The following is a 20,065-nucleotide window of genomic DNA, read 5'->3' on the forward strand; positions in this document are numbered from 1 at the left end:
GCCCCCGATCGAGACGAATGCGCACAGCAGGGTTGCGGTTCAAGGCTCATAGTCGATGGTCAACGAAGTGTGCGACGCAGTTGAGCAACAGGTCGAAAGCTGTCGGTACTGCTGCCGGTACTTTTCAGAGCCCCGCGCCGAGTCTCAAGCATCCGTGCGGGCTGTGGACCTTTTTAAGATTCCGACAAGCGGCACCAAGCAAAGAGCCCCCAGGTCAGCAATGGCCTGGGGGCTTTTTCATGCCTGCGCGGGGTCCGGAGCGTGCGCTGAAGCCGCCTGCACCACCCCCTGCATCAGCAACCCCAGCATCGCCAATTGCGCCACCAGCGCGGGCCGTTGCGCCGAGCGCAGGTTCTCCAGCACGGCACCCAGCAGCGCGGCGCCCCGCGCCAGGCCGGCCTGCTTCAGCCGCAGCACCTGCGCCTCGGCCCGCGACAGCGCGCCGCCGCCCTGGTGCCGCAGCCCTTGGCGCAGCCACTGCGCGAGCAGCTCCAGCGTGTCACCGGCCAGCGCATTCAGCGCGGGCACTTCGTCGACGTCGCTCTCCAGCCCCAGCGGTTGCGGCGCCACCGCTTCCACCTGCAGCACGACCGCGCGCTGCGCCGTGAGCAGGCTCAGCGGCTGCATGACCGCCACGCCGCCTTGCAGGTGCACCGTGCCCGCCACCGCGCGCAGCGGGCCGTGGTCGCCGGCCAGCGTGCGGGCCAGCGCATCGACCGCGCCCGGCGCCACCGCGCGGTGCGGCAGCGCCAGCCGCAGCCGTTCTGAGGGCGGCGCCACCACGGACTCGCCGGCGTCGTCCGCATCCGCCGCACCCACTGCATCCCCCGGCGCCTGCCCCAACTCCGCATGCAGCACCTGCGCCGCCGCGTCCCAGTGGCACGACACCACCTCCATGCGGTCGAACGCCACCACATGCAGCTGCCCCGACGTGCCCGCCGACGCGCCGCTCGCCGCCTGCCTGGGCCGAACGAAATCCGGCGCCGCTTCGCCCAGGTGGGCGACCAGCGCGGCCACGCTGTCCTGCCGCAGCGGTGCGACGAGGTCGTTCCACGAGGTGGGCGACAGCGGCAGCACGCCCGTCTGCCGCGCGCCGGCCGTGATGTCGACCAGCCCGTTGGCGCGCCGCGTCGCGGTCTTGGTGATGACCTGGCCGCTCGCGAGCTGGCGCAGCGGAAAGCCCGCCACGCGCCGGTTCATCAGCGCCTGCGCCGCGCCGCCGGCCGCGGCGTCGGCCGCGCGCGACCACTGGCGCTGCAGCACTGTCACGTTCTGCGTGTCGGGGTCCGCGAAGAGGATGCTCGCGCCTTCCGATCCACCCTCCGACCCACCCGTCGCGCTGCCGTCCGCGGACAGGTCGGACCAGAGCTCCGCCCCCAGCGACACCAGCCGCAGGTGGTCGAGCGCCACTTCGCCCTTCACCCCCACGCCCAGGATCTGGCTCGCCAGCAGCGCGGGCCTCTGCGTTCGCGGCTGTTCCGCGTGCGCCGCGGCCTGCAGCCGCGCCCACAGCTCGGCCAGCACGCGCACCAACCGCAGCGGCTCGAAGCGGCTGCTGCGCGCCTGTTGCGCCTGCAGCAGCTGCCAGAGCTCGTCGAGCGCGTCGTCGATCCAGTTCCAGCCCAGCGCGCGGGCCTGTTCGCGCACGGCCTCGAAGCGCGCCGCCAGCGCCATCAGCGGCTGGCTCGAACCGTCGAGCCAGAGCGACAGCAGCAGGGCGTCGATGTTCGCGCGCAGCGTGCGCGCCGCGTCGCCCTGCATCAGCGGCTGCCGCGCGCCGGCATCGTCCACCGCGCCTGCCTCCGGGCCTGAATGGGCGGCGGTGGGCGAGCGCACCTCGACCATCGCTTCCGCCGAGCCCGGCGCCAGCTCGCCGGCCTGGCGGAACGCCCACACCGCGATCACCACGTGCGCGCAGCCGCTGCCCTGCTTGCAGTCGCAGCGCGCGTGCACGAGCGAGCTGCGCGAGAAGAAGCGCACGCTGCACATCGGCAGCCGCGCCACCGGCGGCGCGCTGGCGCTGCGCCACGCCTGCACGCCGACCACCGGACGCGCCGCGGCGAGCTTGTTCGCCTGCTCGAGCACCGAGGGCGCGACGCTCGCGGCCAGCGCGTCGTCGTCGAACTGCGCGGGGCTCCAGGCGCCGTCGGCCTCACTCGGCTTCTCGCCCGACTTCTCGCCCGGCTTCCCGGACGCTTCTTGCGCGGAAGCGGAGGCAGGCGCCTCCGCCTTCGACGACGCAGCCAGTGCCTGGTACGCCAGCACCAGCATCACGCGGTGCCTGCACATGCCGCTCGCGGGACAGCTGCACTGCGCGTCGCGCAGCGTGCGCCCCGGCGGCAGGCTGGTGCGCACGCCGTCGTCGAAGTGTGCTACCACCACGCCATCTGCGTCACCCGAACCGTTCTCGAGCCTGGGCAGCAGGCCGGCCGCCACGTCCTTCTGCGCGCGCTTCACGAAGCCCGCGTTCGCAAGCGCCGTGAGCGCCTCGGGCGTCAGCTCCAGCAGGTCGGCGCGCCATGCGGTGCCGGTGCTCATGCCTGCACCTTCTCGGCCAGCCAGCCGGCGAGCTGCCCCGGCGTCATCGCGCCGATCTGCGCGCCTTCGCGCACCAGCCGCGCGGCCATCTCGCGGTCGTAGTTGGGTTCGGCGGTCGAATCGAGCGCGGCCAGGCCCAGCACCTTGGCGCCCGACTCCACCAGCGCCTTCACGCGCCGCACCAGCTCGTGCGGGCTGCCGCCTTCGTAGAAGTCGCTCACCAGCACCACGATGCTCCGGGCCGGATTGGCGATGAGCGACTGCGCATATCCCACCGCCTTGGCAATGTCGGTGCCACCGCCCAGCTGCACCTTCATCAGCAGCTCGACAGGGTCGGACACATCGTCCGTCAGGTCGACCACCGCGGTGTCGAAGGCCACCAGCCGCGTGCGCATGCCGGGCAGCTGCCACAGGCAGGCGGCCATCACCGCGCTGTGGATCACCGAGTCGACCATCGAGCCGCTCTGGTCGATCAGCAGCACGATGTCCCACGGCTCGGCATGCCGCCGCGTGCGGCTGATGAACACCGGCCGCTCCACGTAGAGCTTGCGGCGCTCGGGGTCGTAGCGGTGCAGGTTGGCCGCCAGCGTCTGCTTGAAGTCGAAGTTGCGCGCCACCTTCATGCGCGAGCGCCGGCGCCGGTCGCGGCTGCCGCTGAAGGCCTGGCGCACCTCGGTCGAGAGCTTCTCCATGATGCGGCGCACCACCTCGGCCACCAGCTTGCGCGCGGCCGTGAGCACCTCGGGGTTCATCAGGTGCTTGGTGTGCAGCACGGCGCGCAGCAGCGACTCCGAGGGCTCGATGCGCTCCAGCACCTCCAGGTTGGTCACCACCTCGTCGATGCCGTAGCGCTCGACCGCGTCCTGCTCCAGCCGCTCGATCACTTCCTTGGGAAAGAGCGTGTGGATGGTGTTGATCCAGTCGGGCGTGCTCAGCGCAGAAGGGCCGAGGCCCGCGCTGCGTTCGCCGCGGCTCGCGCGGTCGCTGTCGCGGCCGTAGAGCCAGTCGAGCGCGGCGTCGGCGGCCTTCGCCTCGGCGCTGAGGCTGCCGCAGGCCTTCTCGGCCGGATCGCCCAGCAGCAGGCGCCAGCGTTGCAGCGGATCGGGAATGTCGAGGCTCATGACGGGGCGGCTTCCTCTGTGTCTTGTCCCGGCAGCGTCACGCCCCAGGCCGCGAGGCGCGCGAGCACCTCGTCTTCCACGCGGCGCGCCTCGCCCAGCTGCTCGGGCGCGGCATCGCCGGCCAGGGGCGCGGTGAGCGTGCGGCGCGACAGGTGCGTGGCGCCGTGCAGCGCCAGCACCTGGTCGGCCAGCAGGCCGCGCTCCTGCGGCGGCAGCCAGGCGAAGGCGGCGCGCAGGCTGGGCATGGCGCGCACGAAGTCGGCGTTGTCCAGTGCCTGCACGGTGCGGTCCATGCCGGCGATGAAGGCGGGTTCGGCGGCCAGCGTTTCGCGCGCCAGCGCGAGCAGGCCGGTGAGCGCGTCGCCGAGCACGGGGGCAGGCAACGAGTGCAGCAGCTGCATCGCTTCGTTCACGCCGTCGGCATGCGATGGCACCTGCGACTTCACTTGTGACTGCGCTTGAGATTGCACTTGCGCGCCGACCGTGCGGCCGGCCAGGCTCAGCGTCGCGCCCAACGCAGCGCCCCGGCTCACGGGCGCTGCGGCCATATCTGCGGCCTTGCGTTGCCACACGGCGAGCGCGCGCGCGGGCTCGATGTCGAGCAGAGACCCAGTGTTCGCGGCGTTCGCAGCGTTCGCGCTGCTCGCGTCATGCGCACGGTCCTGCGCATCGGCCAACATGTCAGCGACGATCCGGCGCAGCGCAAGGTGGCCTTCCAGGTGCGGCTGCATGTCCGCCGGCGCCACCTCGGCCGGCGGCTCCAGCAGCCACAGCGCGCGGTCGAAGCCCGCGGCGATCACCACGCGCAGCACCGGCGCGTCGGCCATGCCCAGCATCTGGCCGTGGCGCAGCAGCGTGTGCAGCACCGACAGGGCCGGGCCCAGCGCCTCGAACCGCGCTTCGTTGGCGATGGCGCCCTGCAGCTCGCGCAGCAGCGAATCGCTGAGTGCCGACAGCCCCGCCCACGCGGCCTGGTTGAGGCCCTCAGCCAGCGGGCCGATCCGGCCTTGTGCCTGTCGCAGGTCGTCTTCGAGCCGGGCCCGCGCCGCGTCGTGCAGGCTCGCGCCCCAGGCGCCGGCCTCGATCAGCGCGGCCTGCTGTTCCAGCGGTTCGCCCAGCGACCAGAGCTCGGTGCGCTCGCCCGACATCGCCAGCTTCGGCCCCTGGGTGCGGCGCACGCCGGGCAGCCGAAGAATCGACAGCCGGTGCAGCACGCGGCTCTTGGCGCGGTCGGCCTCGCCCAGCAGGTCGAGCTTGAGCTGCCCGCGCAGCACGATGCCGTGCGCCGCCAGCTCGGCCTGCACCGCGGCCACCAGCGGCGGCTGCGGCGTGCCGGGCGCGAGGCGGCCGACGGTGTCGCCGGCCAGCACGTCCATCGCCTGCACCAGCACGGGGTCGGTGCCGGGGCGCATGGCGCCGCGGTAGGTCCAGGGCAGGGGGGCGTCGAGCGCGTCTTTCACGAGCGCGCCGGCCAGCGCGTCGAGCCAGTCGGAGCGCAGCGGCTTCTCGTGCCCGCGCAGCCGCGCGAGGCCCTGGGCACGCAGGTGCATGGCCATCAGGTCGGCGGTGGAGGCGGGCAGCTTCTTCTCGCGCAGGCGCTGCATCACCTGCTGCAGCGCGCGGTGCGCGGCACCCTCGGGGCCCAGCTCCCACATCCACTGGTAGTAGGCCGGGGAAGGCATGCCCGAGGCATAGCCCGCGAAGGCGTCCAGGCGCTTGAAGGTGTAGGGCACGAGGTAGGAGCCGAAGCGCAGCGGGGCGCCCGCAGGCGCCGCGGCCGTCGTTCGGGCCGCCATCTCAGGTGTGCTTTCGGCGGACGGTTTGACCGACGGCTGCGGCGTGCCGGGCAGGTCCGCCGGCATCCCCCGCCACAGCCGCGCGAGCGCGGGTGCGTGGTAGCCGCCGCACACCACCAGCGCCTGCGCGCGGCCGGCTTGCGCCGGCTGCGCCATGGCCCAGGCGATCCAGCGCGCCATCATGTCTTCGCGAGCTTGGTTGCCCTGCGAGCCGCGGTCTTCGCCGCGCAGGTGGTCGAAGTAGGTCGAGAGCCGCCGCGCCAGTTCGCCCGCGTCGCAGCCGTCTTCGAACAGGTGGTCCCACAGCGCGTCGCGGCCCTGCACCGAGAGCGTCTCGGTCAGCGCGCGCTCGTAGGCCTCGGCGCGCTCCTCGTGCGCGTGGTCGGCCACGTCGGCGTAGCGGTTCTCCATGTGCGAGAAGGCCTCGTGCCACGCGGGCAGGTCGATGAAGCGCACCGCCGCGCCCACCTCGCGCGCCACCATCAGCGCCTGCCATTCCGGGGAATGCTCCGCGAAGGGCGACCACGAGCCGTGGTGCCGCTCGTCGCCCGACAGGTAGCTGTAGATCGCCACCGGCAGCCGGTGCGGCAGGTACAGCTCGTCGAGCCGCTCGTTGAAATCGGCGGGGCCTTCGATCAGCACCAACGCCGGGCGCAGCGTGCGGATGCGCTCGGCCACCAGCCGCGCGCAGGCGGGGCTGTGGTGGCGCACGCCGACGATGTGGGGTTGCGTCATCGGCAGAGTCAAGGCAGCCGGTGGCGCGCTTCGTAGTACGCGCGCCAGTGCGCGCCGTTGCGCTTGGCCGCCTTCTGCTCGAAGTAGCGGCGCAGCTTGGCGCGGTCGTCGGCGTTGTCCTTCACCACCGTGCCGGCGATGCAGTCGACCAGGTCGGCCGGCGAGCCTTCGCGCTGCTCGAGGAACCACGCGCGCACGCCCACCGCGTGCGCCACGTTCACCGCCTCGGCGGTGGACATGACGGCGGTGAGCTTGTCCATCGCGCCGTCGTTGCCACCGTTGCCGCTGCCATTGCCGCTGCCTTTCTCGGCCTTGCCCGGCGCGCCGCGCAGGTCGCGAAAGGTCGACACCAGCAGCTCCAGCACGGGCGCGGGCACGGTCTTCGGGATGCCGCTCTGCGCCAGCAGCCGCGCGGACGACTCCTGCACCAGCGCCAGCTCGCGGTCGAAATCGAGAATGGGGAACACCGTCTCGAAGTCGAAGCGCCGCTTCAGCGCCGCGCTCATCTCGTTCACGCCGCGGTCGCGCGTGTTGGCGGTGGCGATGATGTTGAAGCCCTCGCGCGCATAGAGCATGCCGTGCTCGCCCGCGAGCTCGGGCACCGACATCACGCGGTCCGACAGCATGCCCAGCAGGCAGTCCTGCACCTCCAGCGGCGCGCGCGTGATTTCCTCGAAGCGCACCACCTGGCCGCGCTGCATGCCCAGGTACAGCGGCGCGGGCACCATGGCGCGCGGGCTCGGGCCTTCGTTGATGAGCAGCGCATAGTTCCAGCCGTACTTGATCTGGTCTTCCGTGATCGACGCGCCGCCCTGGATGGTGAGCGTCGAGATGCCCGAGATGGCCGTGGCCAGCAGCTCCGACAGCATCGACTTCGCCGTGCCCGGCTCGCCCACCAGCATCAGCCCGCGGCCGGTGGCCAGCGTGACGAGCATGCGCTCGATGCTGGCCACGGGCGCGACGATCTTCGGCGCGATGTCCAGCGCCGCGTCGCCGAGGATGAACGAGCGCGCGGCCTTCAGGCCCAGCGCCCAGCCGGGCGGGCGCGGGTCTTTGTCTTGCGCCTGCAGGCGCGCGAGCTGCGCGGCGTACTGGATTTCCGCCGGCGGGCGCTGCAGCTGTTGCGCCGCCGTGCCGGTGTCCTGGGTCTTGCGGGTGGTTGCCATCTTTGATTCGGTCAGGTCATTGTTCGGGAAACAACACGGCACCGGCTTTGCCGGGCCGCAGGCGTTGCCCCCGGCAGGGGGCTGGCGTAGCGACACGAAGTGCGCGAAGCCTGGGGGCGAGCCTCATGCTGCCCGGAGGCCTTCCATGTCGCGGATCAGTTCGCTGGCGGAAATCGCGTCGAGCTGGTGCAGCGCCTCCGCATCCTGCATGTCGCCCCAGCCCGACGGCTTGCCGACCTGCACCTGGCCCAGCGTCTGCTCGGGGTACTCGTCGACCATGCCGACGATGATGCCGGGGTCCAGGCTCAGCTCGATCACGCGGGCCGTGCCCAGCGGCTTGCTGAAGTACCAGATGCAGCCGGCGTCCTGCGCCTGGCCGCGGCGCCAGCCCTTGTTGGCCAGCCCCAGCACGCGGCCGGTGGGCACCTTCACGTCTTTCCAGCGTTCGAGCTTCAGGCTCTTCTTCTCGTCGTCGGTCAGCGTGTAGATGTCGCGGCCGATCTGCGCGAAGGGCTGCAGCAGCTCGTAGTCGGCGAACACCTGGCCGAAGGCGGCCGCGTCGGCGGCGGAGAGCTCCAGCGCATGCGGCACGCCGATGCGGATGTTCGCGCCGTCGCCTGCTTCGGGCAGTTCGAACGGGTCGTCTTCGGCCGTGGTGTAGCTGCCGTCCTCGGCCACGCGGAAGCACGCCTTCAGCGCGCCGCCATAGCTCGTTTCGCCTTCCACTTCGTACACGCCCCAGATCAGCCGCTGCACGATGTGGCGCACCAGCGGGTGTTCGACCAGGAACATGCGGAACACCTCGGGCGTCCAGCGCCGGCGGGCGCACATGGCCACTTCCAGGCGCAGCAGCTGCTGGCTGGCGATGGTGCGCGCGTCTTTCTTCAGCAGCTTGAAGCGCTCGACGGCCTCCTTGCTCAGCTCGGCGTCGTCGGTCTTCTTCGGCTTGGGCAGGTCGGGCAGGCGCGCGCCATCCACGCCGTTCACACCGCCCGCGCCGCCCGCACCACCCGTCGTCTCGCGCACATAGGGCTTGAGCGTTTCGTCGAACCCCACCTTGAAGGCGCGCGGCCCGAAGTCCAGCCGCATCGTGCCCTGCTCGTCCAGCCCGAGGTCGGGTGCGAGCCGGTCTTCGAGCTCCTCGGTGCTCAGGCCGCGGGCCTCGGCAATGGCGGCGATCTTCTCGCGCGCCTTGTCCTGCAGGCCCTTGAACTTCACCTTCTGCGCAATGCCGTTGAGCAGCATGAGCGCGACGTCGCTGCCGATGGTGGCCAGCACGTCCAGCCCGGTGACGGCGCGCGCATGCGCGGCCTCGCCGGGCCAGGCGCGAATGAAGGGCGTGAGCTTGCGCGCGGTGTCGTCGTTGCCGAACTGGCCCAGCATGGTGAGCGCCCAGCCTTCCTTGCTGGGGCCGCCGGCATCGAGCCAGGCGGTGAAGGCGTCCCACGCGAACTCGGCGAGCGAGCCGGCGTCGCAGGCCTCTTTCACCACGGCGATGCCGCCGTAGATTTCCTCGTTGGTGGGAAAGGTCAGCATCTGCCCGAGGTGCTCCAGCGCCTCGTCGGGCAGGGCCTTGCCATTCTTCAGCGTGGGCCGGCGCCAGCCGCGCGGCTGCCAGAACTCGGGCAGCTTCGCGCGCTTGGTGGGAAAGCGGTCGAGCGGGCTTTCGTCGAGCACGGCGCGCAGCGCCTCGACCACTTCGGGCTTGCCGTAGCGGCCCGCCACCTCGAGCAGCACCGCCTCGTGGCCGTTGGCCTGCAGCAGGCGCAGCGCGGCGCCCGCGCAGTCGCGCGCCTCGCCGGCCTTGCCCAGCGCGGGCGCGATCAGGCCGCAGGCGGTGTGCTCCGGGTACTTCAGCAGCCAGGCGCGGCCTTCGGCGCGCAGCGTCTTCAGCTTGGCGAAGGCGCGCGCGGCGGGCATGGCGAGTTCGGCCGCGCCGTAGTTCTGCGCGTACGAGAGGTTCTCGGTCGGCTTGCTGCGCACCATGGCCACCAGCCCCGGCAGCACGGCGAGGCCGTGGGTGGCCAGGATCACGCCGATGTCGTCGCTTTCCGATTCGCCGGCAATCGCGTTCCAGAACGGCACGCCGATCGAGGCCGGAAGCACCGCCGCCACATACGAGTCGAAGCGAAACCACCAGTAGCGGCCCGACTTGCGCTCCGCGAGCATGGCGCGCCACTGCGTGACCAGCGCATCGGTGTCGCCGGCCTTGATGGCGGCCTCCGCGGCCTTGCCGAGCGGACCGTGCTCCTTCTTGTCCTTGCGCTCGAAGCCGAGTTGGTCGAGCAGCACGCCGATGTCCTTGCGGGCCAGGTCCTGGCGGGTCTGCTGCCAGGAGGCCAGGCGCAGCGCGCTCTCCCTCGCGCCTTCGCCCCATTGCTCGACGGGCGCGAGCGCCAGCGGCTCCAGGGCCAGCGCGCCGGCCGCCTTCTTCTGCACCTTCGCCAGCCACGGCGGCGCCACCAGCACGCCGGGCAGCTCGCCGGCCTCGGCCACCTCGGTGGGGCCGGCCAGCAGCGCCAGTTGCTGGTCGATGACGGCCTGCGCGCCGGCGTCCAGCCAGGGCCGCAGCGCGGGCAGCGCGGCGCCGTGCGCGCGCAGCAGGCGGGTGAGGCTGGGCTTGATGAGGTTGGCGTCCTTGCCGCCGGCGGCCACCAGCCGCGACAGCGCCGCCATCGCCGCCATCGGCCAGCGGTCGACCGCCAGCGCCAGGCGCGACAGCGCGCCCTTCGACGTGCTTGCCACGCGGGCCAGCGCCAGCACCGCATCGGGCGTGCCGATGCAGGCGAGGGCGTCGCCCGCGTCGTCGCTCGCGGCGCCGCGCTCCAGCACGGGCACGGCCTCCGTGCCGCGCTCCTGCACCAGCGTGCTGGTCATGGGGCCGTGGCCCCAGAAGCCACTTGAATAGCTCAGCCGCACCTTCGCGGCCAGTGCGACGGCGTCGGGGTCGGTGGCCGTCAGTTGCAGCCAGTGCATGGTCTCGGTCGCGCTCTTGTCGGCGGCCAGCGCATGCACCAGCGCGTTCGAGATCTCGGGTGCGTCGGGCAGCAGCATGGCCAGCGCGGGGCGGCGGCTTTCGTGCACCTTGGGCAGGCCGGCTTCGATGCGGTCGCGGCAGTCTTGCCACACCTCGGGCGCGGCCAGGGCCAGGTGCGTGCGGAAGGCCAGCTCGCCTTCGCCCACGGGGCCGTAGTAGGCGCTGCCCATCGGCTTGGCGACCGTGGCGCCGAAGCTGTACTGGTGCTTCTTGGCCGCCCGGTCGTAGGCGGACTGCACCTCGATCTGCTGCGCGGCCAGCAGGATGTCGATGGCGCCCGGCAGGCCGTACTGCGCCGCCAGGTAGGGCACCAGCTCGGCGCCCATCGGGCTGTTGCCGTGGTTGCCGCTGCTCAGCGCGAGCGCCAGCAGCACGGTGTCGGCCTCGGCGTCGGCCGCGGGAATGGGCTGCGTGCTGCGGTCGATCATGCGTTGCGCGGCGTCGCGCAGCGAGGCGTCGGTGCCGGCCAGGTTCACGTTCAGGTCCAGCTTGCGGCGCACCGGCAACCAGGCCGCGGCCACGCTCGCCGGCGTTTCGACCGGCTTGGGCGGAAAGCGGCGCGACGGGTAGGCCTCGCGCAGCATGTCGGGCGACAGCCGCACGGGCGTGCCGGCGGCGAGCCAGGGCGGCGTGTCCGCGTCGGCAGCGGGTTGCCCGGCCGGGGGGACCGATGCGGCGGCCTGCGTGGGGGATGCCATGGAGGCGGAGGCGCCCAGTTCCTTCGCGATGGCCTGCGCGTCCTTGCTCGGCGAACAGCTGGTGCCCCAGCCTTCGATCAGGCCCGTGGACTGCAGCCGCTTGAAGGCGAGCGTGGCGCCTTGCTCGCTCACGCCGTGCTGGCGCTTGAGGACGGCGGGCGAGAGCGTGTCCTTGTGGGTGAGAGTGCCCGCCTCGATTTGCGCGCGCACGTTTTCGAAGGCGCGCTCGGCCTGGCCATCGATGCTTTCGGTGGGCGCGTCGCTGGCGGGTGCGTTGCTTGCGGCTGCATTGCTTGCGGGCGCGGTCTTCGCCGTCGAAGGAGCGGCGGCTTTCTCTGGCACGGTGTCTGCCGCCGGCGAGGCTTCTGCCTTCGGCTTCGCCTCGGTCTTGCCGATGGCCGCACCGGCGGCCACGCCCACTTCGCTGTAGCCCTTGCCGGCCTTTTCCGCCACCAGCTTGGTCAGCGCGGTGGCGGCCTTGGCGGCATCGGCGAACGACTTGGTCTGGCTCTGGCCGGCGGTGCCGATGCGGCCCCAGCGGATGTTGAGCTCGGTGTCCGACTGCTCCACCTCCCAGAATTTGCTGGCGGTTCCTTCGATCAGTTCAAAACGGCGCATGGAAAAAACGTCCTCCCTGTGAATCTGTGAATGAATGGCGCGACCGCGGGCGAGGCGCCGCGCGGCACTGCATGGGCTGCTGCATGAGCGATTGCATGGCGCGATGGCATGCCGTGGCCTGTCGGGCCAAACCGGTCAGCCACGCGGCGTTCTCTGCCTCGGCAGTGCTGAAAAAACAGGCAGTGAAAAAGCATGAAATCTCATGCCTGAATCATGCACTGCGACGCGCGCAATACGAGGTAAGAAGAAGGTTCGAAGGCCGGTGCGCCGAGGTGCCGGCGCCGTGTTTCAACGGCGTGTCAGCCGCATGTCACGCGCATGTCGACGTGCACGCCGGCTCGTGCCTCAGCCGTTCGCGGCGCTGCCCGATTGCTCGCCCGCGAACGCGTAGGACGGCCCCATGCGCTGCCGCTTGCAGTGGCGCAGCGCGCGCTCTGCGGACTCCATCAGCCGCGCCAGCGTGTCGCCGTCGGCCGGGTGGCACGCGATGCCCATGCTGATCTCGCCGCCCGCGAGCAGGCGGCCCTCGAAGGCCACCGGCGTCGCGCCGGCGGTCTCGATGCGGATCGCCATTTCAGCGAGCTTCTGCCGCGCCGGGTTGCCGGCCAGCAGGATCGCGAACTCGTCGTCGCCCAGCCGCGCCACCATGTCGTCGGCGCGCACCTGCTGGCGCAGGCGCTGCGCAATGGCCGCGAGCACCGCGTCGCCGCCCGCGCGGCCGTGGCGTTCGTTCACGCGATGAAAGCCGTTCAGGTCGACCATCATCAGGGAGAAGGGCCGGCCGTCGCGCAGCCATTCGGCGCCGCGGCTTTCCAGGCCCGCGCGGCTGGTGGCGCCGGTGAGCGCGTCGGTGCCCATGGCGCCCATGAGCGCTTGCGTGCGTTGCTCCAGCGCCTTCTCGGCGCGCAGCACCTGGCGGATGCGCGCGGCCACGGCCACGGCCAGCGTGAGCAGCTCGGCGATCACGCCGGCCTGCGCGAGGTTGAACGATGCGGGGCCCGCGGGTGGCTCGCCCCAGACCGGCAGGTGCGCGGCCGAGATGCCGGCCAGCAGCAGCACGCCGCCGGCGCAGAAGAGCACGGCCGTCCACGGCAGCGCGCGCCGCGCCAGCAGCGCACCGACCGCCAGCAGCACCGTGGAGGCCACCACCAGCGCCTGCAGCACGCGCAGCGTCCACGTCAGCCGGGGCTCGACCGTGGCGTACAGCGCGGTGAGCGCCAGCGCCACCAGCAGCCCGAGCAAGGCCTGGTCCAGCCGTGGGGCAAAGTGCCGCACGCGCAGCAGCAGCCGCGCGAACTGCAGCCGGCACGCGGCCCACAGCACCAGCGCCGCCGCCGCCCAGTGCGCGAGCGGGTCGCCCGGTGCGAGGTTGTCCAGCCCGGCGAAGGCGGCCAGCGCGAAGCCGCAGGCCAGCACGTACCAGGCGTGGATGACGGTGCCGAACACCAGCAGCAGCACCAGGCCGCAGACCATCAGGCCCGCCAGCAGGCCATGGCTCGCGACGTCGATCATGGGCGCGTGCCCCAGGCGGCAAGACAAGGACGGCAGGAACTGAAGCGGGACGGCATCCGGGGTGGCTCGAGAAACGGTAACGGTGAGAGGCGCCGGTCGGCGCACGCTGCGCAGGTGAAAAGCGCGGTAACTGATCGTATCGCCGAAGCGCGGCCGGCCTATGCCATGCGTCTCATAAACGCGTCAGGCCGCGCCCACGCTGCCCGTCACGGGCAACACGATGCCGGTGATGTAGCTGGCGCAGCTCGGCGCGGCCAGGAACACGTAGGCCGGCGACAGCTCCTCGGGCTGCGCGGGGCGCTTCATGTCGGTGTCCTTGCCGAAGTTTTTCACCTTCTCGGGCGGCTTGTCGGCCGGGTTCAGCGGCGTCCACACCGGCCCCGGCGCCACGGCGTTCACGCGGATGCCCTTGGGCAGCAGGTTGCTGGCCAGCGCCTTGGTGAAAGCGTGGATGGCGCCTTTGGTGGTCGAGTAGTCGAGCAGCTGCGCGCTGCCTTCCAGCCCGGTGACCGAGCCGGTGTTGATGATGGAGCCGCCTTTGCGCAGGTGCGGCACCGCCGCGCGCGCCATCTGGAAGTAGCCGAACACGTTGGTGCGCAGCGTGAGCTCGAAGCGCTCGTCGCTGATGTCCTCGATGCCGGCCGCATGCAGCTGGAAGGCGGCGTTGTTGACCAGGATGTCGAGCTTGCCGAAGGTCTTCACCGTCTTGCCCACCGCCTTGTCGCAGAAGGCCGGCTTGCGCACGTCGCCCTTCACGAGCAGGCAGCGTGCGCCTTCGGCCTCGACATGGCGCCGGGTTTCTTCGGCGTCGGTGTCTTCGCCCAGGTAGACGATGGCCACGTCGGCGCCTTCGCGCGCATACAGCACGGCCACCGCGCGGCCGATGCCGGAATCGCCGCCGGTGATGAGCGCGGTCATGCCCTGCAGCTTGCCGCTGCCCTTGTAGTCGGGCGCCTCGAAGCGCGGGCGCAGGGCCATGTCGGCTTCGTGGCCGGGCTTGTCGAGGTGCTGCGCGGGGAGGGTGGGAGCGGGTTGGGGGCGGGGGCCGGCCTGGACGGCGGCATTCTTTTCCTTCTTCTGCTTCTTGGCCGCGGCGGTGGCGGCGGTGGCGGCGGATTTGGCGCGGGCGTCTTTCGCGTCCTGCTTTCGCTGGGCTGAGCGGGCGGTGGCGCTGGCTGATTTCATGGGCGGTCGGCTCTTCGGTCTGTGTGCGAAGGTCTCACCGTAGAGCGCCGGGTGGGCGCCGGCGTAGGAATGCAGCGACACATCGCGACCGTCTTGCACCGGAGGTGCCGGACCGCGGGCGCTTCTTGCAACGAATCCCGACGCCAGCCTACGCGGCGCCTGGCGGCATCCGGGCGATAAACATGCTGCCATTGCCCATCCGAACTCCACCCGAACAGCCTGTGCAGCCCGAACAACCCAAAGAGCACCCCTCCATCGGCGAGCTGACCCACCGCAACATCGAGGCCATTCTTTGCCTCGAGGAGGGCAACCGCCGTTCCAAGCCTGCGCTCTACAAGCTGGTGGCGCGCATGTCGCGCTTCTGCGGCACGGTGGCCTTCCTGTGGTGGAACCTGGGCTTCTTCGCGCTGTGGATCGCGGTGAACCAGTGGGTGTGGAAGATCGACCCCTACCCGTTCACCTTCCTGCTCTTCCTGGTGTCCATCGAGGCGATCGTGCTGGCCATCATGATCCTCATCAGCCAGAACATGTCCGACGAGGAAAACGAGCGCCGGCACCACCTGGACCTGCAGATCAACCTGCTCAACGAGCGCGAGATGACGGCCATGCTGCGCCTGGTGACGCGCATGGCCGAGAAGATGGAGCTGCCGCCCGAGGCCGACGACGAGGTGAAGGCGCTGACCGAGAAGACCGACCCCGGCAAGGTGCTGCACCAGATCGTCTCGGCCGAGGCCGCGCATGGCAAGGGCGGCTGAGCTGGAACCGTCTTCGGCTTGGTCTTCGGATTAGTTTTCGGCTTAGAACTCCGCGCCTTCCACCAGGAAGCGCAGGCGGCGCACGCCCTGCCACTCGTCCGCGTCGAGCCTGAAGGCCAGCTTCACCTTCGGCGGCAGGGGCTCGGTGTGGCTGAACCAGATCGCGTCGATCGGCTGGCCCTGGTGCCGGAGCTTGAGCGACAGGTGCTTCTCGCCCACCAGCCGCTGCGACACCACCTCCACCTCTTCGCTGAAGGTTGGCGGCGCAAAGCCCTGGCCCCACACCTCCTTGTGCAGCGTGTCGACCAGGTCGATGCGCATGTACTCGCGTGCGATGGGCCCGTCGGTCTCGATCTGCCGGGTGAGCGCGGCCTCGGCCAGCAGCTCGCGCGCGACCTGGGCAAAGCCCTTCTCGAAGGTCTCGAAGTGCTCGCGCGCCACCGTGCAGCCGGCCGCCATCGCGTGGCCGCCGAAGCGCAGCAGCACGCCCGGGTGGCGCTTGGCCACGAGGTCGAGCGCGTCGCGCAGGTGAAAGCCCGGAATGGAGCGGCCCGAGCCCTTGAGCTCGTGCGCCTTGCCCGGCGCGCCGCTGGCGGCGAAGACGAAGGTGGGGCGGTGGAAGCGGTCCTTGATGCGCGAGGCCACGATGCCGACCACGCCTTCATGAAAGCCCTGGTCGAACACGCTGATGGCGGGCGGCGGCGCCGCGATGCCGTCGCTGCCATCGCTGTCGATCGCGAACAGCGACTCGGCCAGCAGCAGCGCCTGGTCGCGCATGCCGCCCTCGATGTCGCGCCGTTCGCGGTTGATGCCGTCGAGCATGCGCGCCAGCTCTTCGGCGCGGCCCGCGTCGTCGGTCAGCAGGCACTCGATGCCCAGCGTCATGTCGGCCAGCCGCCCCGCCGCGTTGATGCGCGGGCCCAGCGCAAAGCCGAAGTCGAAGGTGGTGGCCACCGCCGCCGTGCGGCCCGCGGCCTTGAACAGCGCCGCCACGCCCGCGGGCATGGCCCCGGCGCGGATGCGGCGCAGGCCCTGCGCCACCAGGCGGCGGTTGTTGGCGTCGAGCTTGACCACGTCGGCCACCGTGCCGAGCGCGACCAGCGGCAAGAGCGCGTCGAGCTTGGGCTGCGTCGCCACGTCGAACACGCCGCGCCGGCGCAGCTCGGAGCGCAGCGCCAGCAGCACGTAGAACATCACGCCGACGCCGGCGATGCTCTTGCTCTCGAACTCGCAGCCGGGCTGGTTGGGGTTGACCAGCACGTCGGCCACCGGCAGTTCGGGGCCGGGCAGATGGTGGTCGGTGACCAGCACCTGCAACCCGCGCGCCTTGGCCGCGGCCACGCCCTCGACGCTGGCGATGCCGTTGTCGACGGTGATGAGCATGTCGGCGCCGCTGTCGGCCACGCGCTCGGCAATGGGCGGCGTGAGGCCGTAGCCGTCGACCACGCGGTCGGGCACCAGGTAGCTGACCTGCTTGGCGCCCAGCAGGCGCAGGCCGCGCACGCCGACCGCGCAGGCGGTGGCGCCGTCGCAGTCGTAGTCGGCCACGATGCACAGGCGCTTGTCCTGCGCGATGGCGTCGGCCAGCAGCACGGCCGCGGCCTGCGTGCCGCGCAGGGTGTCGGGCAGCAGCAGGCGCGCAAGGCCGTCGTCGAGCTCGTCCTTGGCGCGCACGCCGCGCGCTGCGAACAGGCGCGCCAGCAGCGGGTGCACGCCGGCCTGTTCCAGCGCCCAGACGGTGCGCGGCGGAATGTCGCGGGCGACGATCTTCACAGCGACTCCAGCACGGCCGACGCGCGCTTGCGGTCGAACAGGCTCCTGGCCCAGCGCGCCAGGCCGCGCGGCTGCACGGTGTAGCGCTGCGCGGCGCGGTCGCCGCACAGCGTGAGCGCCACGTCGGCGCCGCGCGTGTAGTCGGACAGCAGCGAGGCAATGGGGCCGGCGTCCAGTGCCTGCCAGGCAGCGGCCCAGCCGGCGCCGTCGTCACGCAGCGAGGCCACGCGCAAGGCGTCGCTCACTTCGGGGGCGGGGCCCGTCGCCTCGGGCGTCGTCTTGAGCGCGCCGGTGCCGCTGAGCCAGAACGAGTTGATGGGCGGCACGCCGCGCGCGGCGCGGTCGTCGTTCACGCGCTCGGTGTACAGCAGCATCTGCATCTCGTTCTGCAGCCGGCGCAACGGGCGCGCGGCATCGGCCAGCGGCGACCACTGCGAGATCGGGTAGCCCACGGCGCGGTCGATGGAGGCGGTGGCCAGCCCGTCGAAGATGCGCGCGCGCGCCAGCCAGCGGCCGGGCACGGGCGAGGGGTGCAGCGCGATGCCGTCTTCCTCGAAGAAAGGGCGGGCCACGGCCAGCAGCGCGGCCGACTCGGCCGCGTCGATCTCGATGGCGGCGGGATCGCCCAGCGCCACGTCGTCGATGCCGACCTGCCAGTTGCACAGCGTGACCACGCCCCAGCCTTCGGTGTCGTCCGGCGTGGCGATGCCGAGCTGGCGCGCTTCCAGCGCGGCCCAGGGGATGCAGCCGTCGGCCGCGGCAATGCCCAGGGCCTGCGCCAGCGCGCGTTCGTGGGGGGGCGAGCGTGTGCTTTCGTCCTGCTTGTCGGTGTCCGCGAGGGTCAGGCGAAGCAGCAGGGTTTCGAGGTTGGGGAGCCGCAGGGTGGGCAGTGCCGCGCGGCAAGCCGGGGAACCGCGGCCGGCGAAAGGGATCAACAAGTGACGTGGGAGGTGTTCGGCCATCTCTCTATTGTCCGGGAAGCCCTTGTTTATTTCGGGATGCCACAATTCCGCCGTATGACGTACCCCCTTGCTCCTCACTTCGTGTATTCGCTGCCCCCCGAGGGCGGGCAAATTTCCCTTGAGGCGGCTCGGCAGGAAATTTGATGCGACTTCCATATGAACTGCAGCTCGGCTGGCGCTACACGCGCGCAGGCCGGGCGACGCGGCGCAACGGCTTCATCTCCTTCATCTCCGGTGTCTCGATGCTCGGCATCGCCCTGGGCGTGGCGGCGCTGATCATTGTGCTCAGTGTGATGAACGGCTTCCAGAAAGAGGTGCGCGACCGCATGCTCGGCGTGGTGTCGCACATCGAGATCTTCTCGCGCGACGGGCAGGCGCTGCCGCAGCTCGACGAGATCATGGCCGCCGCGCGCAAGCACCCCGAGGTGATCGGCGCGGCCCCCTTCATCAACACGCAGGCGCTCATCGCGCGCGGCGAGGACATGAAGGGCACCATCGTGCGCGGCATCGACCCCAAGCTCGAACCCGAGGTGACCGACACCGGCGGCATCGCCAGCAAGGGCACCTTCGACAAGCTGGTGCCGGGCGAGTTCGGCATCGTGCTGGGCGCCGAGCTGGCGCGCTCGCTGTTCGTGCAGCCGGGCGACCAGGTCACGCTGGTGGCCCCGGGCGGGCAGGTCACGCCGGCCGGCGTGGTGCCGCGGCTGAAGCAGTTCACTGTGGTCGGCACCTTCGACTCGGGCCACTACGAGTACGACTCCGCCCTGGCCATGGTGCACGAGCAGGACGCGGCCAAGGTGTTCCGCCTCGAAGGCCCTACGGGCATCCGCCTGAAGCTGAAGGACCTGAACGAGGCGCGCGACGTGGCCGACCAGCTGGCCGTGAGCCTGCCGGGCGAGTTCCTCATCCGCGACTGGACGCGCCAGAACAAGACCTGGTTCGCGGCCGTGCAGGTCGAGAAACGCATGATGTTCATCATCCTCACGCTCATCGTGGCGGTGGCGGCGTTCAACCTGGTGTCCACGCTGGTGATGACGGTGACCGACAAGCGCGCCGACATCGCCATCCTGCGCACGCTGGGCAGCTCGCCGCGCAGCATCATGGGCATCTTCGTGGTGCAGGGCGCGATGGTGGGCGTGATCGGCACGCTGGCCGGGCTGCTGCTGGGCCTGGGCATTGCCTACAACATCGACGTGATCGTGCCCTTCCTGGAGCAGCTGTTCCATGCGAGCTTCCTGCCGAAGGACATCTACCTGATCAGCAAGATGCCGAGCGATCCGCAGCAGAGCGACATCGTTCCGATCGCGATCATTTCCCTGGTGCTGGCTTTCGTCGCCACGCTGTACCCGAGCTGGCGCGCCAGCCGCGTGAACCCGGCCGAGGCCTTGCGCTATGAGTGAACTGTCCCCTACGCTCGGCACTGACGTGTCTTCGCTGCCCCCCGAGGGGGCCGCCATCGGCTTGGGGCGGCCCGGCGCCGACAAAGTTGTTCTGAAAGCCCGTGGACTGACCAAGCGTTTCCACGAAGGGCGCCTCGACCTGACCGTGCTGCACGGCGTCGATCTCGACGTGCACGCCGGCGAAACGCTGGCCATCGTCGGTGCCTCGGGCTCGGGCAAGAGCACGCTGCTGCACCTGATGGGCGGGCTCGACGCGCCCACGGGTGGCAAGGTCGAGTTGCTGGGCAAGGACATCGCGCACGCCGACGCGGCGGAGCAGGGGCGGCTGCGCAACCGGCACCTGGGCTTCGTCTACCAGTTCCATCACTTGCTGCCCGAATTCAGCGCGCTGGACAACGTGGCGATGCCGTTGAAGATCCGGCGCGTGGAGCCATCGGTCGCCGCGCAATCGGCCACGAAGATCCTCGAGAGCGTGGGTCTGGGGCAGCGCCTGCACCACCGGCCGGCGGAGCTGTCGGGTGGCGAGCGCCAGCGCGTGGCGATCGCGCGCGCGCTGGTCACGCAGCCGGCCTGCGTGCTGGCCGACGAGCCGACGGGCAACCTCGACCGCAGCACGGCGGACAACGTGTTCGCGCTGATGCTGGACCTGGCAAGGCGGCACGGCACGGCGTTCGTGATGGTCACGCATGACCAGGACCTGGCGAAGCGGTGTGATCGGGTGCTGCAGCTGGTGGCGGGGCGGCTGGCAGGCTGAGGCTCTTGTCTTTCT

12 protein-coding genes are annotated in these 20,065 nt (G+C 71.2%); 3 read left to right on the plus strand and 9 right to left on the minus strand.

Annotated features, from left to right (window positions below):
- Positions 1 to 237: 237 nt before the first annotated feature.
- The 7 genes from QTI51_RS01365 to QTI51_RS01395 all read right to left on the minus strand — a co-directional run bounded on the left by QTI51_RS01365 (position 238) and on the right by QTI51_RS01395 (position 14,406).
- A complete protein-coding gene (locus QTI51_RS01365; RefSeq protein WP_116908506.1) occupies positions 238 to 2,538 on the minus strand; it encodes a YehQ family protein in 2,301 nt (766 codons plus the stop codon).
- Complete coding sequence (locus tag QTI51_RS01370; protein ID WP_116908505.1) at positions 2,535 to 3,659, minus strand: VWA domain-containing protein; 1,125 nt, start codon at positions 3,657 to 3,659, stop codon at positions 2,535 to 2,537. Before QTI51_RS01370 ends, QTI51_RS01365 begins: the two co-directional genes overlap by 4 nt.
- Positions 3,656 to 6,190 (minus strand): DUF5682 family protein, encoded by a 2,535-nt coding sequence (locus tag QTI51_RS01375; RefSeq protein WP_116908504.1) that lies wholly within the window; start codon positions 6,188 to 6,190, stop codon positions 3,656 to 3,658. Before QTI51_RS01375 ends, QTI51_RS01370 begins: the two co-directional genes overlap by 4 nt.
- An 8-nt stretch (positions 6,191 to 6,198) precedes the next feature.
- Positions 6,199 to 7,356, minus strand: coding sequence for an ATP-binding protein (locus QTI51_RS01380; RefSeq protein WP_116908503.1), 1,158 nt, complete (start codon positions 7,354 to 7,356; stop codon positions 6,199 to 6,201).
- A 123-nt stretch (positions 7,357 to 7,479) separates the two neighbouring features.
- Positions 7,480 to 11,709 (minus strand): DUF4132 domain-containing protein, encoded by a 4,230-nt coding sequence (locus tag QTI51_RS01385; RefSeq protein WP_116908502.1) that lies wholly within the window; start codon positions 11,707 to 11,709, stop codon positions 7,480 to 7,482.
- A gap of 345 nt (positions 11,710 to 12,054) precedes the next feature.
- On the minus strand, positions 12,055 to 13,221 hold the full coding sequence (locus tag QTI51_RS01390) for a sensor domain-containing diguanylate cyclase (RefSeq protein ID WP_116908501.1): 1,167 nt from the start codon (positions 13,219 to 13,221) through the stop codon (positions 12,055 to 12,057).
- Between the two features lie 183 nt (positions 13,222 to 13,404).
- On the minus strand, positions 13,405 to 14,406 hold the full coding sequence (locus QTI51_RS01395) for an SDR family oxidoreductase (RefSeq protein WP_116908500.1): 1,002 nt from the start codon (positions 14,404 to 14,406) through the stop codon (positions 13,405 to 13,407).
- 221 nt (positions 14,407 to 14,627) lie between these two features.
- On the opposite strand from QTI51_RS01395, the gene QTI51_RS01400 reads away from it, so the two are divergent.
- On the plus strand, positions 14,628 to 15,161 hold the full coding sequence (locus QTI51_RS01400; RefSeq protein WP_165840287.1) for a DUF1003 domain-containing protein: 534 nt from the start codon (positions 14,628 to 14,630) through the stop codon (positions 15,159 to 15,161).
- A 42-nt stretch (positions 15,162 to 15,203) separates the two neighbouring features.
- Here QTI51_RS01400 and recJ read toward each other — a convergent pair whose 3' ends face one another.
- Positions 15,204 to 16,934 carry a single-stranded-DNA-specific exonuclease RecJ gene (gene recJ / locus QTI51_RS01405; protein WP_116908498.1) on the minus strand — a complete coding sequence of 577 codons (1,731 nt, stop codon included), beginning with the start codon at positions 16,932 to 16,934 and terminating at the stop codon, positions 15,204 to 15,206.
- The gene (locus QTI51_RS01410; protein WP_116908497.1) at positions 16,931 to 17,896 is read right to left on the minus strand and encodes a hypothetical protein; all 966 of its coding nucleotides are present in this window, start codon (positions 17,894 to 17,896) and stop codon (positions 16,931 to 16,933) included. Before QTI51_RS01410 ends, recJ begins: the two co-directional genes overlap by 4 nt.
- A 143-nt stretch (positions 17,897 to 18,039) precedes the next feature.
- Between QTI51_RS01410 and QTI51_RS01415 the strand changes: the two genes are divergently transcribed.
- Together QTI51_RS01415 and lolD are read left to right on the plus strand one after the other, a co-directional pair.
- Positions 18,040 to 19,296: a lipoprotein-releasing ABC transporter permease subunit gene (locus QTI51_RS01415; RefSeq protein WP_116908496.1), complete on the plus strand. Its 1,257-nt coding sequence runs from the start codon at positions 18,040 to 18,042 to the stop codon at positions 19,294 to 19,296.
- A complete protein-coding gene (lolD, locus tag QTI51_RS01420; RefSeq protein WP_286513122.1) occupies positions 19,289 to 20,050 on the plus strand; it encodes a lipoprotein-releasing ABC transporter ATP-binding protein LolD in 762 nt (253 codons plus the stop codon). The genes QTI51_RS01415 and lolD overlap by 8 nt, the downstream gene beginning before the upstream one ends.
- The last annotated feature ends 15 nt before the right edge of the window (positions 20,051 to 20,065 follow it).

It is taken from the genome of Variovorax sp. J22G73, from assembly GCF_030317035.1.
In the GTDB taxonomy this organism is placed as follows: domain Bacteria; phylum Pseudomonadota; class Gammaproteobacteria; order Burkholderiales; family Burkholderiaceae_C; genus Variovorax.

What these genes read in the sequence shown, in the direction of transcription:
- QTI51_RS01365 (WP_116908506.1), bottom strand. Translation starts at nt 2,538, where the DNA reads ATGAGCACCGGCACCGCATGGCGCGCCGACCTGCTGGAGCTGACGCCC.
- QTI51_RS01415 (WP_116908496.1), top strand. Translation starts at nt 18,040, where the DNA reads ATGCGACTTCCATATGAACTGCAGCTCGGCTGGCGCTACACGCGCGCA.
- QTI51_RS01410 (WP_116908497.1), bottom strand. Translation starts at nt 17,896, where the DNA reads ATGGCCGAACACCTCCCACGTCACTTGTTGATCCCTTTCGCCGGCCGC.
- QTI51_RS01375 (WP_116908504.1), bottom strand. Translation starts at nt 6,190, where the DNA reads ATGACGCAACCCCACATCGTCGGCGTGCGCCACCACAGCCCCGCCTGC.
- QTI51_RS01395 (WP_116908500.1), bottom strand. Translation starts at nt 14,406, where the DNA reads ATGAAATCAGCCAGCGCCACCGCCCGCTCAGCCCAGCGAAAGCAGGAC.
- QTI51_RS01370 (WP_116908505.1), bottom strand. Translation starts at nt 3,659, where the DNA reads ATGAGCCTCGACATTCCCGATCCGCTGCAACGCTGGCGCCTGCTGCTG.
- QTI51_RS01390 (WP_116908501.1), bottom strand. Translation starts at nt 13,221, where the DNA reads ATGATCGACGTCGCGAGCCATGGCCTGCTGGCGGGCCTGATGGTCTGC.
- QTI51_RS01385 (WP_116908502.1), bottom strand. Translation starts at nt 11,709, where the DNA reads ATGCGCCGTTTTGAACTGATCGAAGGAACCGCCAGCAAATTCTGGGAG.
- lolD (WP_286513122.1), top strand. Translation starts at nt 19,289, where the DNA reads ATGAGTGAACTGTCCCCTACGCTCGGCACTGACGTGTCTTCGCTGCCC.
- QTI51_RS01380 (WP_116908503.1), bottom strand. Translation starts at nt 7,356, where the DNA reads ATGGCAACCACCCGCAAGACCCAGGACACCGGCACGGCGGCGCAACAG.